Annotated in this window: 15 protein-coding genes; 8 read left to right on the top strand and 7 right to left on the bottom strand. The window is 45.7% G+C overall.

Going from position 1 to position 15,036, the window contains the following annotated elements; translation table 11 throughout:
• Positions 1 to 82: 82 nt before the first annotated feature.
• From xthA to arsJ, 5 genes are all read left to right on the top strand, one after another.
• Positions 83 to 898, top strand: coding sequence for an exodeoxyribonuclease III (gene xthA / locus ACJJI8_RS17295; protein WP_413665722.1), 816 nt, complete (start codon positions 83 to 85; stop codon positions 896 to 898).
• Between the two features lie 98 nt (positions 899 to 996).
• Positions 997 to 1,425 (top strand): arsenate reductase ArsC, encoded by a 429-nt coding sequence (locus tag ACJJI8_RS17290; RefSeq protein ID WP_444908373.1) that lies wholly within the window; start codon positions 997 to 999, stop codon positions 1,423 to 1,425.
• Complete coding sequence (locus tag ACJJI8_RS17285; protein ID WP_282932732.1) at positions 1,422 to 1,766, top strand: metalloregulator ArsR/SmtB family transcription factor; 345 nt, start codon at positions 1,422 to 1,424, stop codon at positions 1,764 to 1,766. Before ACJJI8_RS17290 ends, ACJJI8_RS17285 begins: the two co-directional genes overlap by 4 nt.
• 84 nt (positions 1,767 to 1,850) lie before the next feature.
• Positions 1,851 to 2,855: an ArsJ-associated glyceraldehyde-3-phosphate dehydrogenase gene (locus ACJJI8_RS17280; protein WP_444933138.1), complete on the top strand. Its 1,005-nt coding sequence runs from the start codon at positions 1,851 to 1,853 to the stop codon at positions 2,853 to 2,855.
• Positions 2,856 to 2,975: 120 nt separating this feature from the next.
• Positions 2,976 to 4,220, top strand: a complete 1,245-nt coding sequence (arsJ, locus tag ACJJI8_RS17275) for an organoarsenical effux MFS transporter ArsJ (protein ID WP_444933137.1) — start codon at positions 2,976 to 2,978, stop codon at positions 4,218 to 4,220.
• Between the two features lie 275 nt (positions 4,221 to 4,495).
• On the opposite strand, the gene ACJJI8_RS17270 is transcribed toward arsJ, so the two are convergent.
• The 3 genes from ACJJI8_RS17270 to ACJJI8_RS17260 all read right to left on the bottom strand — a co-directional run bounded on the left by ACJJI8_RS17270 (position 4,496) and on the right by ACJJI8_RS17260 (position 7,057).
• Complete coding sequence (locus ACJJI8_RS17270; RefSeq protein ID WP_444933136.1) at positions 4,496 to 5,089, bottom strand: cytochrome b; 594 nt, start codon at positions 5,087 to 5,089, stop codon at positions 4,496 to 4,498.
• Between the two features lie 51 nt (positions 5,090 to 5,140).
• Positions 5,141 to 5,797: a DUF6962 family protein gene (locus tag ACJJI8_RS17265; RefSeq protein WP_444897225.1), complete on the bottom strand. Its 657-nt coding sequence runs from the start codon at positions 5,795 to 5,797 to the stop codon at positions 5,141 to 5,143.
• 249 nt (positions 5,798 to 6,046) lie between these two features.
• Positions 6,047 to 7,057 (bottom strand): NADP-dependent oxidoreductase, encoded by a 1,011-nt coding sequence (locus tag ACJJI8_RS17260; protein ID WP_444933135.1) that lies wholly within the window; start codon positions 7,055 to 7,057, stop codon positions 6,047 to 6,049.
• Between the two features lie 151 nt (positions 7,058 to 7,208).
• Here ACJJI8_RS17260 and ACJJI8_RS17255 point away from each other — a divergent pair, with 151 nt between their 5' ends.
• From ACJJI8_RS17255 to ACJJI8_RS17245, 3 genes are all read left to right on the top strand, one after another.
• Positions 7,209 to 8,117, top strand: coding sequence for a LysR family transcriptional regulator (locus tag ACJJI8_RS17255; protein ID WP_444913004.1), 909 nt, complete (start codon positions 7,209 to 7,211; stop codon positions 8,115 to 8,117).
• A 360-nt stretch (positions 8,118 to 8,477) separates the two neighbouring features.
• A complete protein-coding gene (locus tag ACJJI8_RS17250) occupies positions 8,478 to 8,888 on the top strand; it encodes a hypothetical protein (RefSeq protein WP_444933134.1) in 411 nt (136 codons plus the stop codon).
• On the top strand, positions 8,873 to 9,232 hold the full coding sequence (locus ACJJI8_RS17245) for a hypothetical protein (protein ID WP_444933133.1): 360 nt from the start codon (positions 8,873 to 8,875) through the stop codon (positions 9,230 to 9,232). The genes ACJJI8_RS17250 and ACJJI8_RS17245 overlap by 16 nt, the downstream gene beginning before the upstream one ends.
• Positions 9,233 to 9,487: 255 nt before the next feature.
• On the opposite strand, the gene ACJJI8_RS17240 is transcribed toward ACJJI8_RS17245, so the two are convergent.
• From ACJJI8_RS17240 to ACJJI8_RS17225, 4 genes are all read right to left on the bottom strand, one after another.
• On the bottom strand, positions 9,488 to 10,483 hold the full coding sequence (locus ACJJI8_RS17240; RefSeq protein ID WP_444933132.1) for an alpha/beta fold hydrolase: 996 nt from the start codon (positions 10,481 to 10,483) through the stop codon (positions 9,488 to 9,490).
• 1,574 nt (positions 10,484 to 12,057) lie between these two features.
• The gene (locus tag ACJJI8_RS17235; RefSeq protein ID WP_444933131.1) at positions 12,058 to 12,777 is read right to left on the bottom strand and encodes a hypothetical protein; all 720 of its coding nucleotides are present in this window, start codon (positions 12,775 to 12,777) and stop codon (positions 12,058 to 12,060) included.
• A gap of 430 nt (positions 12,778 to 13,207) precedes the next feature.
• Positions 13,208 to 13,633 (bottom strand): hypothetical protein, encoded by a 426-nt coding sequence (locus ACJJI8_RS17230; RefSeq protein WP_413665710.1) that lies wholly within the window; start codon positions 13,631 to 13,633, stop codon positions 13,208 to 13,210.
• 91 nt (positions 13,634 to 13,724) lie between these two features.
• A complete protein-coding gene (locus ACJJI8_RS17225) occupies positions 13,725 to 15,014 on the bottom strand; it encodes a DSD1 family PLP-dependent enzyme (protein WP_444933130.1) in 1,290 nt (429 codons plus the stop codon).
• Positions 15,015 to 15,036: the final 22 nt, after the last annotated feature.

The raw sequence follows: 15,036 nt of genomic DNA, 5'->3' as shown, positions 1-15,036 counted from the left end.
GGCACTGGGCGCGGCTTGCGCCCGGTCCGCGAACTAACTCTTAGGTCGGGCTAGCCCGACCTTTTTTATTTTGGGGGAAGAGATGAAGGTTGTTTCCTTTAACGTCAATAGTATTCGCACTCGCCTGCACCAGATGCAGGCCCTGGTAGACAACCATCAGCCCGATATCATCGGCCTACAGGAAACCAAAGTCACCGACGAAGATTTTCCAGTAGATGCGATAAAAGACCTGGGCTATGAGCTAATTTATTTTGGTCAAAAAACACACTACGGCGTTGCCCTGCTCTCACGCTTGCCTTTTATTGATCGCGAATACGGTTTCCCAACCGATGCCAGCGACGCCCAGCGCCGTATGGTTGCCGGCAAGTTTGATATCGGTGGTCCTGAGCCCCTCACGGTTATCAATGGCTATTTCCCGCAAGGTGAAAATCGCGAGCACCCGGTTAAATTCCCGGCAAAGCAAAAGTACTACGCCGACCTGGACACCTACCTGCAAACCACGTGTAAGCCGGAAGCGCCTGTATTGGTTATCGGCGATATGAATATTTCACCCAGCGACCAGGATATTGGTATTGGTGAACCCAATCGCAAGCGCTGGCTGCGCGATGGCAAATGCAGCTTCCTTCCAGAAGAACGCGAGTGGCTTCAAAAAATTGAAGGCTGGGGGCTCACCGACACCTTCCGCGCACAAAACCCAGAAACAGACGATGTATTCAGCTGGTTCGACTACCGCAGCCGTGGGTTCGATCGCGAGCCCAGACGCGGCCTGCGTATCGACTTGATTCTCGCCACCAACCCTCTTCTGGAAAAATGTGTCGGGACTGGCGTGGACTACGATATTCGGGCTATGGAACGCCCATCAGACCACGCGCCTGTATGGGCCGAGTTTAAACTCTAAGCGCAGGTTATAGCCCGCTGGTTCAGTGGGCTATTTTTAAGGCTATGAATATATGGTTTTCCATATATAATTGTTAAAAAGCCAAATGGAGCCCTCCAATGAAAAGGCGTGTTCTGTTTGTTTGCGCCGGGGACTCTGCCCGCTCACTGATGGCTGAGGCACTGTTGCGGCATTTTGGAGGCAACTCATACGAAGCCGTTGGCGCTGGAACCAATGTCCATACAGTGGACCCACGCGCTCTGCAAGCACTGGAGCGACTGGGGGTTTCAACAGAGGGTCTCATTCCCAAAGTTGTAGAAGATGTAGCTGACCAACCTTTTGACCTGGTCATCACACTTTGCGACAAAAGCCGGGAAGAATACGTACCCTCCCCCAAAGTTGACAAGATGATTGCCTGGAATTTTAAGGAACCGACAAAGCGACACTGCTTCTGCCCTTTTTACACCACGGCACGTGAGTTGAGCACTCGCATCAAACTACTGGTCTTGGCCCAAGCCGAGGCGGATTTACGAAAAAGAGCAGCATGAACCCAGTACAGTTTTACAAATGCCTGGCCGATGATACGCGGCTACGCACACTGCTCCTTATTGCCCATGAGGAAGAGCTTTGCGTATGCGAGCTAACGGCAGCCCTCGAATTGAGCCAGCCGAAAATTTCCAGGCACCTCGCCTTGCTGAGAAGTTCAGACCTGCTCCAAGACCGCCGCCAGGGGCAGTGGGTGTTTTACCGAATCAACCCGGACTTAAATGCCTGGGCAAAGTCTGTACTGTTCGACACCTTACAGGCGAACCAGCACTTTATTACCGAAGACCTCAACAACCTGATTCAAATGGGAGACCGGCCAGAGCGCACAAGTCTGTGCTGCTGATACCGCCTGCCGACCTAAGATTTAAACTATCCAGATATATATGATTTTTCATATGTGCCTGGCAGAAACGGAGCAAAATTAACAATGACCATCAAAATTGGGATCAATGGATTTGGCCGAATTGGCCGGCTGGTACTGCGCGCGGCTTGGGATTGGCCTGAAGTTGAGTTTGTCCAGATTAATGATCCTGCCGGTGACGCAGCCACACTCGCCCACCTGCTCAACTTTGACTCTGTACACGGGCGCTGGCACAGAGAGGCGAAAGCCGTTAATGACACAATTCAGGTTGATGGCAAAACAATAACCTGTAGCCGCAATACCGCTATTGCAGAGACCAATTGGAAAGACTGTGATCTGGTAGTAGAGGCCTCCGGTAAAATGAAAACTACCGAACTTCTTCAACCCTACCTGGATCAAGGGGTAAAGAAGGTGTTGGTCTCTGCACCAGTTAAAGAGGCTGGAGTACCGAACATTGTCCTTGGAGTGAATCAACATATATACCAGCCGGACAAACACCGGATTATTACCGCCGCTTCCTGTACGACTAATTGTCTTGCTCCAGTAGTAAAAGTTATTCACGAAAACCTGGGTATCCGGCACGGCTCAATCACCACAATCCACGATATCACCAATACCCAGACCATCCTCGACGCACCCCATGGAGATCTGCGCAGAGCCCGCGCCTGTGGTGCCAGCCTGATTCCCACAACAACAGGTTCAGCTACAGCTATTGCCACCATCTTTCCAGAGTTGTCCGGCCGCCTAAACGGCCACGCAGTTCGTGTTCCCCTCGCCAACGCATCCATTACCGATTGTGTTTTCGAAGTGGAAACCGCCACTACCCCAGAGGCAGTAAACCAGTTATTTAAGGAAGCTGCAGAGGGTAAACTAAAAGATATCCTCGGCTATGAGGAAAGGCCCCTCGTTTCCGTGGATTACAAAACCGATCCCAGATCGAGCATTATCGATGCCCTATCGACCATGGTCGTTAACAGCACCCAGGTAAAAGTTTACGCTTGGTATGACAATGAATGGGGTTACGCCAACCGCACAGCGGAATTGGCTCGAATGATTGGCACCATGGGCTAAGCAGCCAAAGTACAACGGGGCCAGAAGGAAAGAACGCTCTGCACCTGAGGGGGACTCCTCTCCATGAGCTCGTATTTTTTCCTCCCGCTTTTAGTAAGTAGCAGTACACAGAACAAGATCATGCAGTTTCTTCACAATTTATCGTCGCCAGTGCGCCAATACCTGCTGGTAACAGGCAATTACTGGGCGTTTACTTTGACTGACGGCGCTCTGCGCATGCTGGTGCTGCTGCACTTTCACGGACTCGGCTACAGCCCTTTGCAAATAGCCTTGCTTTTCCTTTTCTACGAATTCTTTGGCGTAGTCACTAATCTTGTCGGCGGCTGGCTCGGTGCCCGGATTGGACTCAATCGGACCATGAATTTGGGGCTGGCCTTACAGGTAATTGCTCTTTCCATGCTGCTGGCACCCAGTCAATATCTCTCGGTCCCCTTGGTTATGGCTGCACAAGCCCTTTCCGGTATCGCCAAAGACCTGAATAAAATGAGTGCAAAGAGCTCAATCAAGTTACTGGTGCCCGATCAGGCCAGTGGCACCTTATATCGATGGGTCGCCCTTCTTACCGGTTCGAAAAACGCGCTAAAAGGCTTGGGCTTCTTTCTCGGCGGTGCCCTACTCGCCGCACTTGGCTTTCAAGGCGCGATTGCATCAATGGCCCTAGCTCTTGGAATAGTTTGGATATTGAGTCTCAAGTTTCTTAAGCGGGACTTAGGGAAAGCCAAAGCAAAAAGCCGATTCAGAGATATCTTTTCCAAGAGTCCCGCAGTCAACATATTGTCAGCCGCGCGCTTACTCTTGTTTGCTTCCCGGGATGTTTGGTTTGTTATTGCCCTACCGATTTTCCTTGCCAGCCAGTTCGGTTGGAGCCATTGGCAGGTAGGTGCCTTCCTGGCATCCTGGGTGATAGGATACGGCATAGTGCAAACCCAGGCCCCAAAGGTCACGACGGCACGTTCAGCCCAGGCTCCGGATGGTCGAACCGCACTATTCTGGGCAATAGCGCTCACTGCAGTGCCCGCATTAATCGCAATCGCATTACACAAAGGGGTGGACCCACAGCTCGCCGTACTGGGTGGACTTTTGATGTTTGCTGTACTCTTCGCCGTAAACTCATCTTTACACAGCTACTTGATAGTTGCCTATGCTCGGGAAGATGGCGTCTCTATGGATGTGGGCTTCTACTATATGGCAAATGCCGCTGGGCGATTGCTCGGGACACTGCTCTCGGGGTGGGTATTCCAAACTCAGGGGTTGGTGGCTTGCCTGCTTATTTCCAGTGCTTTTCTTCTGTTAACCGCACTGGTTTCACTGGGTTTGCCCAGACACAAAACCGGGGCTCAGGCAGGAGGTTGGCAGCTTAAGTAGGAGCTGATCCGATAGCAGTATGAGTGCTACTTGCCAGCAAAGGCTGGCAAGTAGGCTGAGGGACCATTTCGACCTGCACGATTCGATACAGTTTGGACTCAGGTATGCACCCCATTTGAAATAGAATCAAAGCAAGGACCAAATACCTCATACAACACCCACCTCAAGTCCAAGTGCACAGCTCCACAGAAGCTGCAAAAACTCGAGATTAAAATGTCTGGATTTGGCACTCAATGCCTAATTGCCACTACTTTCTGCCAAAACCATCGCAAGAATTATGACTTTTTAGTCAGGGTCATTCTTAGCAAAGTCCGATCCTTTTTGATGTAGTGGTGATATAGAGCGGCCATTACATGCCCCAGGATTAAGATCCAGACCACCCACTCTCCCAGGATCTCTTTATGGATAAAATCGACCGGCTTCTCAAACTGTTCGAATGTCATCCCCATCCGATCCTGAACTATCGCCACAAAGGCTTGGGTACTCTCAAACTTAGGAATGTCAAACAGGAAAAAGTAATCCGTATCCACACCTGTTCCGATATACCCTGTTAGCGGAGCGACGATCATAATCAAGTAGAGAAGAGCATGACCGGTATGAGCGGCCAAATGTTCCAGGGAGCTACCTGGTTCTAATGGCGGTGGCGGATTAGTGAGACGCCATACGATTCTTAGGATGACGATCACCCCAATGGTGACACCAATAGATAGATGTAACTGCAAGGCAGTCCAATTCGCCGGTGTTTCCTCTTGGGTAAACCACTGGCGGTAGTAGACTGAAATATAGGAACCCAAAAACAATAAGGCCGTTAACCAATGTAGCCACTTGGCTACTGAACCGTAACTGTCAGGTTGATTTCTCAGGTTCATTCCTATTTCTTTCCCACTTCCGAAAACTATATTCTATCGGCAATTCGCCTACTATTTCTCCGAGTAGAATCTACGTAAACCCAAAATAAAGAGTACAACACCAAACGCTTGGACAAAATGATAGATAATATTGTGATTAAGGTCCCAAATGATACTGACTGATAAACTTCCATCTAACTGGACAGCCATTGCAACAATACTAACTATCGAGCCAAGTGCCATAAACCAACTGCCACGCGGTGAGCTTTGTCTCCTTAAGGCTAATATAGAATACCCTATAAAAGCCACTGCACTGATTAAAAACTGATAAACAGCAAAGGCAAAAATTTTATCTTTAAGTGAAAACGAGAAAACAAAAACTATCAGAAAAATAAATAATACTGGAAAAATAGCCCGCTTGGAAAAACCTTCATTCACCAAATCTACGCTAACCGCAAGAACAAAAGAAGAAATTAGTAAACCAAGTAAAACAAGCACTCCATACCATAAACAAACTCGAAAATATGGAGGGATTTCAAACCCGTGATAGATAGCTGCCACTAATGAGGCTATGAACATGATAGTGAAAAAAATAAGCCAAATACTTCTTTTCCACTGCTTCCTCCTTACAAACACCAACAAATAAAGGGCGCCAATAAATGCGACCAGAGCCAGCCCGACATTAGTAATTGCAGTTAATAGGTCTATTTCGCCATGTACTAGAGTCATTCTATTTCGTATATCATCAACACACTATCATATATATTCTCTATCTAAGTCAAATCGTAATTCTTTAGAGCAATATATCAATCCTTCTGAAAGTCAACTGAACTTATGTGTGTCATCTCCACGAGCTTTGTCATGCCAATTTCTCAAGTGCAACCTCAAAGATGAGGCAGACGCAAAGTGTAAAACAACAGCCAGCACGCCACTATATTTCAAGGCAACACTGGCACTATTGATCGTTTCAACTCTTAATTAACTGGCTCTAACAGATATAATCACTTTGCCTTTTGCGCGTCCCAAAGCGAGATATGAGAAAGCTTCTTTGCCTTGCTCTAAAGAATAGATCTTGTCTATCACCGGGGATAGTATCTTCTGTTGGTACAAATTTCCTAGCTCACTCAGATGCTCTCCACTAGCTTCCATAATAACCATTCTATAGAGCGCGGACTTTTCCTTCGCGGCCTTCATCAGCTTTCGCGACTTAAGCGCCAATAGCTTGCGGAGCAACCAACCTAGCCCAAGCTCTTCAGCTGTCTGCGGATCTAAAGCCCCTTTAACTGAGACAACACGCCCACCGATTTTCAGGACCTGAAATGCATCCAAAGCATACTGACCACCCAAAGTATCGAATACGACATCCATATCAGATAGTAATCGCCGGTAGTCATCTTTTTTATAATCAATAACAAGGTCGGCACCGAGTGCTTTCACCCACTCCACATTCGCGCTACTTGTTGTAGTCACCACATAGGCGCCTACAGACTTCGCCAATTGGATCGCCATAGAGCCAACACCACCTGAGCCTGCATGTATCAGCACTTTCTCTCCGGACTTCAAGCCCGCAACTTTGATCAAAGACTGATAGGAGGTCAGCCCAACAAGCGGAATACCCGCCGCTTCACTGTGTGACAAGTTTTCGGGCTTTGCAGCCAGGTGGGAAACACTAACGGTGAGATATTCTGCAATAGTGCCCACATGATCCTCCCCCACCCTGGAAAACACCAGGTCTCCTACACTGTATCCAGCAACATTATCCCCCACTGCTACAACTTCACCACTGACATCCCGGCCAATACCAACCGGAAATACTTCCTTTCGTACCGATTTAAGCTCCCCCCGCACCATCATGTTATCAACTGGATTTACGCTAGCCGCATGCACCCGAAGCAAAACTTCACCAGCCTTGGGGGTGGGAACCTCAGCTGACTGAAACTCCAGGCTGCTATCAATATCCCCATAGCGAGTCATTTTCAAAGCTTTCATTGGTCATCCTAACAATCGGTTCAACAAACATTGAAAGCGATAGTGCCCATACTGCGACCATAAAAAAAGGTGGTAATAGGTATAAGTCTTTTGTCATTTTGGCAATAATGGGGGATATTTTGAGCCGATGACAAACAGTTAGAAGTTGATTATGGACAAAATCAGAGCATTGCGTTACTTCAAGCGGGTGGTAGAACTGAATAGCTTTACTGCAGTTGCTGAGGAATTTGAGGTTCCCGCTTCATCAATCTCCCGCCGCGTAAAAGATCTGGAGCAGTCCTTAGGAGTGGAGTTACTGCAACGCAGTACCCGCCAAGTCAAGGTTACTGAGCTCGGCAAGCTCTACTATTCGATGATAAGTAAAGCAATTCGCCAGCTTGAACAGGCTGATGAACTGGTTAGCCAGACATTTGAAGCGCCCAACGGTCTGATACGTATCAGCTGCCTCCCAACTTATGGAGAGCAGCATTTAACCCCCCTTCTTGAGAAGTTTGCCCAACGTTACCCCAATATCGTATTCGACTTAACCTATAACGATGACCTGTCCCAGTTAGGGAAAGATCCCGTTGATATTGCGATTCGCGGAGGGTTTGCACCGGATGAGCATGTTATTGCCAAACGCCTATCGGATAATGAGTTCACCCTCGTGGCTACACCGCAGTTTATCGACAAGTTGGAGTATAGCTTGCCCTTAAACAAGTCGGCGATTGAGTCAATTGCTACCTTGCAATACCGGGGGCCTCGTGGCGTTATTGAGTGGTACATACTCAATGACGAGCACTGGGAGCCCCTGAAGTTGACTCCAAAAGTTATCAGCAATAACGGTAAAGCATTAACAGCAGCCGCCCTCAATCACCGCGGTATGTTCTGCGTACCTTCGTGGAGTATTTGTAACTATCTAGATACAGGGGAGCTTGTACAGGTACCTTGCGAGGGTAAAGTCTCAGTCAGCCCCGGTGGCGATCTGGGAGTATTTCTTTTGTATGAGCGTACTAAATACCAAATTCCCAAAATAAAGCTTTGCGTAGACTTTATCTATGAAAATTTGAATGAACGATAGAAGAATATCAAAATTTTTCGCATTGCTACTTAAATTATATGGGCCAATAATACTAGCTTGAACAAATCTGCCGTTAAAAAAAGCACTCCACCCTCTTTATTGTTCGAAAAATTTATATTCGGCTACAAGCTTATATCCCGCACCCTGTGGACATATAAAGACCTCATAAAACTAAAAATTGATCTGCTTCAAGCTTCCCTTAGATTTATTTGGAGGCATATTGATAGGCATGCTAGTTTGAAAAGTAGAAATCATGCCAAAAGTACCTTTAACTATGAATAACTAAATGGAGGAGTTAGCACTGATAAAACCAAGTCAAACCGCTTATATCAGAACAGCCGGCGACATAAGGATTGAGCCATGCCAAGTTATGAAGACTTCATCAGCCTATTAGAAAAAGACATTGAATCAGCCTTCAAAACCTATGAACTTGATTTTAATACGGAGGCCTTCGACAACAAAGCAGGAGCCTACGAAACTGAGTTTGATTTTGAATTTGTAAAACCCAATAAAATCATGATGGTAAAAAGCGGAGATTCTGGCAAGAAAGCAACATACCTCACCTGGGCTCGACAACAAGCTGTGCCTGTAACTCTAGATAGTAAAAGCCCCCCATACTTCTTCACCTCCCATCTCAGCAATTGTCGAATGACCTTCAAGTACCATGACGACCAAAGCAAAAGTGTAACGGTTATCCATGTTGCAGGTGATGTTTCCCAGGGGGGACCATCAAGGGGAGCGAACAAAGAGATGAGTTGGAGAAGATGGTGAAAACTCCCGATGCAACCAAGGAGAGGAGACTCTCAATAGGTGGCCCCAAAGGGGGTAGAAAAGGAGCAAGCTTCAAGAAAAAGCAAGCAAAACTTGGTACCTCATACTACGATACTTGTGCACGGGTATTCGGGGTGAGAGATGGAAACGACCAGTGGGCATTTTCTACACAAAATATCGGTCGTAAGGATGAGCTGCTGGGCTTTTTTCGAAATCACATAATTCTTGCAACAAACAATCTAAGCTCAGCCCCGAAATCTACTCGAATAGAGCCGCACGAAAAAATCGTCGCGGCTGCCCCCATTGCCCCCATAATGGAAACTGCATTACCAGTATTAGAATGAGTTAGCGAAACTCCCTCTTGGTAGTAGATCCCCTATCAATTTCTATACTATTGAATAAATTCCCCTAAATGCCATCAACACCGAGATGGGTGACCTAGATATCAAATAATGCCTACTCCCCCTTTAGACTTGTGAGCACCCTCATCAGTATAATGAGGGTGTCGATCAATACATTGAAAGAGAATGCAGAATTAACATAACTCTTATATCAGGTGTCTAACTCTGATAAAAAATGCACTATATATATCTAGTTAGCTAAATAACTGTTTTCGAGCAACGACCACTCTCTAAGAACTGCAGTAAGGTTTCACCAAGTTCTTCATCGGCATCAAAAAATGGAAGATGATGGCTGTCTTCAAGTATAGTGAGGCACTTTGGCCCACGATATCGCGCAAAATCATCTTTAACTTGAGAAGGAGTGGTTATTGTATCCTTTTCACCTACCATGAATAATGCTGGAATCTCCAAGCTATCGACTTCAGCATTAACATTTAACGCCTGAAGCTCCCTTTCCATTTTATCTGCCAAGCTTCCCCGTTTCTGTTGCCACCCAGGAAACTGCTCATTTATCTTTTGATCTGCTATAAAGCCATGAATATCCACCCCGTTTGCGATACCATCATTCGCCCTACTTGCCCACTTTGCGAGTAAAAGATGGTTCTCTCCTGGGTTCTCTTGATATTGCTTCAATTCGTGCATTGCATGTTCATTATTTTCCTGCATTACCCATTTTAGGGTTGCATCAAGGCTTGTTTTAGACTGAACCTTTCCATTTTGGAATGAGGAAATAAATACTATGCTAGCTATTTCTTCTGGATATTTTCCTGCATAAAGAGCAGCTAAAGCACCACCCCATGAATGGCCAACCAGAGTAAACTTGTCTTTTTTATAATGGGTCCGGAGAAAATTAACTACATTGCGCACATCCTCAATATTATTATCAATCGTTAAGGTATCTTCCTTAACTTCAGGGGATTTCCCTGCCCCTCTTTGATGCATATAGGCAACTAAATAATCATCTTCCAGAGTTTTCCCAATTTTTACCTGAAATGGAACCAACCCCAACTCCACATCCCCAGGCCCGCCATGTAAAAATAGCAACAAAGGCTTGCCTTCATCTTGCCCTGCAACTTCCACATACAAATTTGTGTCATTACTTTTAATACTCTGGATATCATTTACTTGCTCTCCAACCGCCATATTGGAAAGCAAGGCAACAAATAGAGGAACTAACCGAGCATGCTTAAACATCGATGTAATCACCATATCAACTATATTCTTAGGCAAATGAGCTGAAGTACCATTAGGTGGCACACTACCTTTTGTGAAGAGTCTCACAGTTATATGTCAAAGATATAGGAAAAAGAGTCGAGTTGAATTACTTCAAAGGTAAATAGTAAATTCAAGCCTCATAACATCAAAGTGCAACCTTACCAGAACACCTCTGAAACCCTACTCATAAAATATGATTAGCATCCAACGATAATTGATTAAATGCACATAACTAACCCATTACTGGAATAAGTAAAAGCGAAAAAAGACTTTCCTAGTGAATATATAGATCAACCATTCTATCCATTGCTAATCAAACTAGCGTAAAGCAGAATACCAAAGCAAGCTTGTCAATCACTAGAAAGATGGCTTCTACCTGCACAGCACCATGAAATCAAGCTATAGGCCTGAATAAATGAAAGGATAAATCTGACCCGTCGTCAATTGATAACTTAAAGGCCCGGCACAGCTATGCCATCCGGGTCATGTTTTTCCTACTGCCTAAGAAGCTATTACTGGGTGCTGTTGAAACAACAATACAGCCCTACTCCCCAGTATAAGACTTGATAATACTATCCAATCAAGCTTTAAGTAACTTGATTTGAAAGAGGTACACAAGTCCATGTGGCAGGTATTGCCAGCCATCGTCAACTACAAATAAAGGACGCTTGATAGCTGGCATGTATTGGAATTACTCAAAATTATGGTTCAAGGCATCTTCAAATGAAACAGACTTAATCACGCTCCTAGCTGTAAAACGATTCATCCTTGCGGTATACGTTGACTTACATCGCTGTGAAGCCCCCAGGTCCCTAGCCTTAATCTCATTGGCTATAGCCCAGTGCCATTGAGAATGATATTTAAAAGTTTTATCGGCCAGCTTTGTGCAAAGCTCCCAATCACCAAATCGCTTAACTCTAGTGTCCGGCTCTCCAAGAAAAACTGTACAACCAGTGAACAGAATCGAGCCCGATATGACCAAAATCTTTAGAATTCTCATACTCAATAAACCCAAATGATACTTCATGGATGAGCTTTTCGATATCCTGAACCAGGTCACAGGATCGTACGACATCGCCAGCCCTTATCCATCTCAATTACTACCAGATGCTCGTAGGCTACCTATAAGCATTCTAGGAATTCATGAAAATATTAACATATTGTTGATATTTGGTCATTTTATTATGCCTAATATGCCTGAGGTATTTACATACCCAATTTAAGTGTTACTTGGGTGGTTTATTTTAGATACCTACTGAGTCTAGTAAGCGGCCCTTATTAGTTATCCTATCACGCTACTGAATCGCATGTTGCTCAACACTTAAGCCAAAGAAGGTGACTCTAAGGGTGACCATTAAAATATCGGCATTTAGCTCGCTATTTATCGGTTACTTGGATAAGCGCAGTGAAGCAATATATAAATCCCTTTTATACTAATTCATTAATCTAGTTAATCCCTTGAGAATCAGGCCACCTTAATTCGCCAAATTACCATAATTAGTCACAAACAATATAATCAGTTTATTGTTTTCAAAATAGTTATCAGCAAGAAGTCAAAGGTCTATCAGATTCCAGCGAGCATTATTTTGGCAATCTATAATCTGTTGATCAATAGCGGCTATTCGACCCCGAATACGCTCCCAATTACTTTTCTTCATTTTCAGCTCATCAGTAATACTTGCACTGTAATCAATAGCTTGATTATCAGCTAAACTTGCTGTCCGAGAGTCATGGTGTTCTTGCCGTATAGTAATCCAAATATTAGGGTCCAGCTCCGATGTATATGTGATGGCCTGACGGAGCTTCGTGGGTACAGATTCTACTCTGACGTTTCCATTTCGATCCGTAAAGTTAAGTACTTTTTGTTTGTCCACATTGACAATATAGAAAAATTTACGATTTTGATTTAAGACCCAGTTCGCAATACCCTCAAAGGGGATCATCGCAGTATTGAGGCCATGACTGCCAATGATCGTATTGTAATTAGAGTATCGGCGTTCATGTAAAATACCCGCGCTTACTCCAATTAGGTGAAGTCTCTCCCAACTGCGCCCCAGCCCAGAATCTCGATCCCCAATTATTGCTCCCAAATCACCGCTAATTAGCCCCATTGCGGAGCGAGCCATATCCCCTGGCAATGGACCTATAACTCCTGCTTGGTTATGCAGTGATCTATGCACAATCCCTTGTGGAGGATTGAAAGGCTTAGAGCTCGCAAACCATTCAATATCACCTGAAATATCATACCCCGCAGAACTAACTCTAAAGTACATTATGTCGCCCCTATAATTGAGGAAATTCCGTTAGCAACTAGTTGTCAACTTATAAACTTGGAAAGCGAGGGAAATTATCTGCCTGAAATCAGACAAGCAAATAGTTAAATTAGGGGGGGGGGACTAACAATCCCTCCCATGCCCTGAATATAATATCAGCAATCCTGAGCACACAATCACCAGTGTACTGCGCCGTAAGAAATGACTTAAATTTTGTCCGGCGAAAACCAATATAAGCACCGCCGACACATCATTGGGTACCTATTTAGTTTGACCCAATAACTGCCATAGAGACATTATACGCCGACATTTTCTGTAGAAATTAAAGTTCGCCCATCGACTTTAACAATGACATCCTCACAACTGATCTGGCATGCTGATCATTATCGGCCACAACAAGCATCGTGACCGAATTTCATAGGGTTTAAATTTAGAGGAGTATCCAAAGTGCGGCTATTAGATTCAGTGACATCATTATAAAGTCAGTGATAAAAATAAAACGCATCACCCCTTTAACTTGCCACGGCCCTTCACCTTTTCGGTTTTGTAGGGCTACCGGGACATTGTAAATAAACTGTGTTCCGTGAGTGACAGCAAACACCAGCAGCAACGTAGCGCGTTGTACCTCCGTAGCAAATACTGAGGGGCTGATTAGCAGTAGGATATTGAGTAGCGCCAACGACAGGTTAAAACCACCCAGAAATTTTCCCGATTCTGCCAAGATATTAAATACGGGGGTATCCCTTTGTTCCCTGGGTACCAGTAACTTCGCAAATATATGGTTTCTCAAAGAGAAAACGTTAAATCCCATCAGAAACCAAATCGTGTTTAACACCAAAACAACTTCATAGATCATCAATATCTCCAAGACTTGTTGTTTGCCCGCCACTAAGGTCAGTACATCTATTAAACAAATTTGTACTTACCCCGTAGCAGGGGTTGAATCCTCAGGAATTACTCATTACCGGCCAGAGATCCACTATCTCGCCTTTGCTATAGACCGCAATATCACCAAACTGCAGGAACACGGACTCACTCTGTGTGGGCCGGAGAAAGACCCAGTCGTCTTCATTCAGCAGTACCTTTTTTGAGCCATTCAGCATTTCTTGGTTGCTGGAGCGGCCATAGATGGGGTTGATCGATAGACCTTTTGGTGATTCTGGCTCCGCCTTCCAATAGCCGCCAGATATAAAGAAGCTTTGCTCCCGATTTGGGTTCAACCAACTAAAGGGTCCGGTGAGCCCTTCTATGCCGGGTATCTGTGTCTGTGACAATTTCTTCAATACCGGACTTGCGATATACGCCGCTGGTAAATGATCAGACAGAGTGGGAATATCAAAGCCCACCGGTTTAACCAGGCACGAGCCAGCGGCAATCTCGTTACAGGGAGCCCGGTCTGCTCGGGATTTGTACAGTTGGTAGGTTGGGCTACCGGCAGCGTTCAAAGTGGCCGCCTTCGGGAATGCACTTCCAAGCTGGATCTTAGCTTGCTCCACCCTGCTTTGGTAAATATCCAACCCCCGAGTGATTGCCTTTTCAGGTCCACCGAGAACACCTGGCATTTTTGCGGCGTGGGCGTCGTAACCCATAAAACCGGAAAATTCCAAATAGGGTTCCCGCTGAATGATACCAAGCATCGTGGAGAGATCTTCCGCACTGGCAATGCCACCCCGGTGTAGGCCTACATCAATCTCGATATTAATTCGCAAGGATTGTTTGAGCGATCGCGCCAGATCGGCGTATTGATTAAGTCTGCGGGGGCTGTCAACCAGCCACTGTAACTGCCGCGTAGGATCAAAATGCTCCGCCCTAGTGCCAAAATAAAAGGCCTTTGCCGCAGCAATCGGGAGAGGTTTACCCAGTAAAATATCACTCGCTGGATGAGATTTAACCAGCTGCTGTAGAAATGGCAGCTGGAATACCATGATGCGATTGGTATTTGTTCGCTGAGTAATAGCATCCAGCAGGTTTAGCGAGGGCAAGGATTTAGCCACTACCCGGTAGTCATAGTGACCTCTGAGGTGGCCGGCTAATATATCGGCGTTCTTTTGCAGATTTTCCAGGTCTACGACTAAGGTGGGACCAGAAAAGCCGGCATGATCCAGAGCTTTAGAAACACTGGAGAAGTATTCGCTGTGCCCTCCCTGCCCTTGCGCTTTAGGGCGAAGAACGGCGACACCTGCCACCGCTCCTAACGCGACCCCACCTAGTATTAGCTTTCGTCGCTTGATATCCATTGTGCTTTCCTCTTTGAGGGTT

The organism is Microbulbifer maximicatervae (SeqCode) (assembly GCF_052467695.1).
Note: the sequence above shows the minus strand (reverse complement) of the source record. Positions and strands in the feature narration are given on the sequence as shown.

Excerpts from the sequence above, each read along its gene's own strand:
- xthA (WP_413665722.1), top strand. The coding sequence starts at position 83 with ATGAAGGTTGTTTCCTTTAACGTCAATAGTATTCGCACTCGCCTGCAC.
- ACJJI8_RS17290 (WP_444908373.1), top strand. The coding sequence starts at position 997 with ATGAAAAGGCGTGTTCTGTTTGTTTGCGCCGGGGACTCTGCCCGCTCA.
- ACJJI8_RS17285 (WP_282932732.1), top strand. The coding sequence starts at position 1,422 with ATGAACCCAGTACAGTTTTACAAATGCCTGGCCGATGATACGCGGCTA.
- ACJJI8_RS17280 (WP_444933138.1), top strand. The coding sequence starts at position 1,851 with ATGACCATCAAAATTGGGATCAATGGATTTGGCCGAATTGGCCGGCTG.
- arsJ (WP_444933137.1), top strand. The coding sequence starts at position 2,976 with ATGCAGTTTCTTCACAATTTATCGTCGCCAGTGCGCCAATACCTGCTG.
- ACJJI8_RS17270 (WP_444933136.1), bottom strand. The coding sequence starts at position 5,089 with ATGAACCTGAGAAATCAACCTGACAGTTACGGTTCAGTAGCCAAGTGG.
- ACJJI8_RS17265 (WP_444897225.1), bottom strand. The coding sequence starts at position 5,797 with ATGACTCTAGTACATGGCGAAATAGACCTATTAACTGCAATTACTAAT.
- ACJJI8_RS17260 (WP_444933135.1), bottom strand. The coding sequence starts at position 7,057 with ATGAAAGCTTTGAAAATGACTCGCTATGGGGATATTGATAGCAGCCTG.
- ACJJI8_RS17255 (WP_444913004.1), top strand. The coding sequence starts at position 7,209 with ATGGACAAAATCAGAGCATTGCGTTACTTCAAGCGGGTGGTAGAACTG.
- ACJJI8_RS17250 (WP_444933134.1), top strand. The coding sequence starts at position 8,478 with ATGCCAAGTTATGAAGACTTCATCAGCCTATTAGAAAAAGACATTGAA.
- ACJJI8_RS17240 (WP_444933132.1), bottom strand. The coding sequence starts at position 10,483 with ATGTTTAAGCATGCTCGGTTAGTTCCTCTATTTGTTGCCTTGCTTTCC.
- ACJJI8_RS17235 (WP_444933131.1), bottom strand. The coding sequence starts at position 12,777 with ATGTACTTTAGAGTTAGTTCTGCGGGGTATGATATTTCAGGTGATATT.
- ACJJI8_RS17230 (WP_413665710.1), bottom strand. The coding sequence starts at position 13,633 with ATGATCTATGAAGTTGTTTTGGTGTTAAACACGATTTGGTTTCTGATG.
- ACJJI8_RS17225 (WP_444933130.1), bottom strand. The coding sequence starts at position 15,014 with ATGGATATCAAGCGACGAAAGCTAATACTAGGTGGGGTCGCGTTAGGA.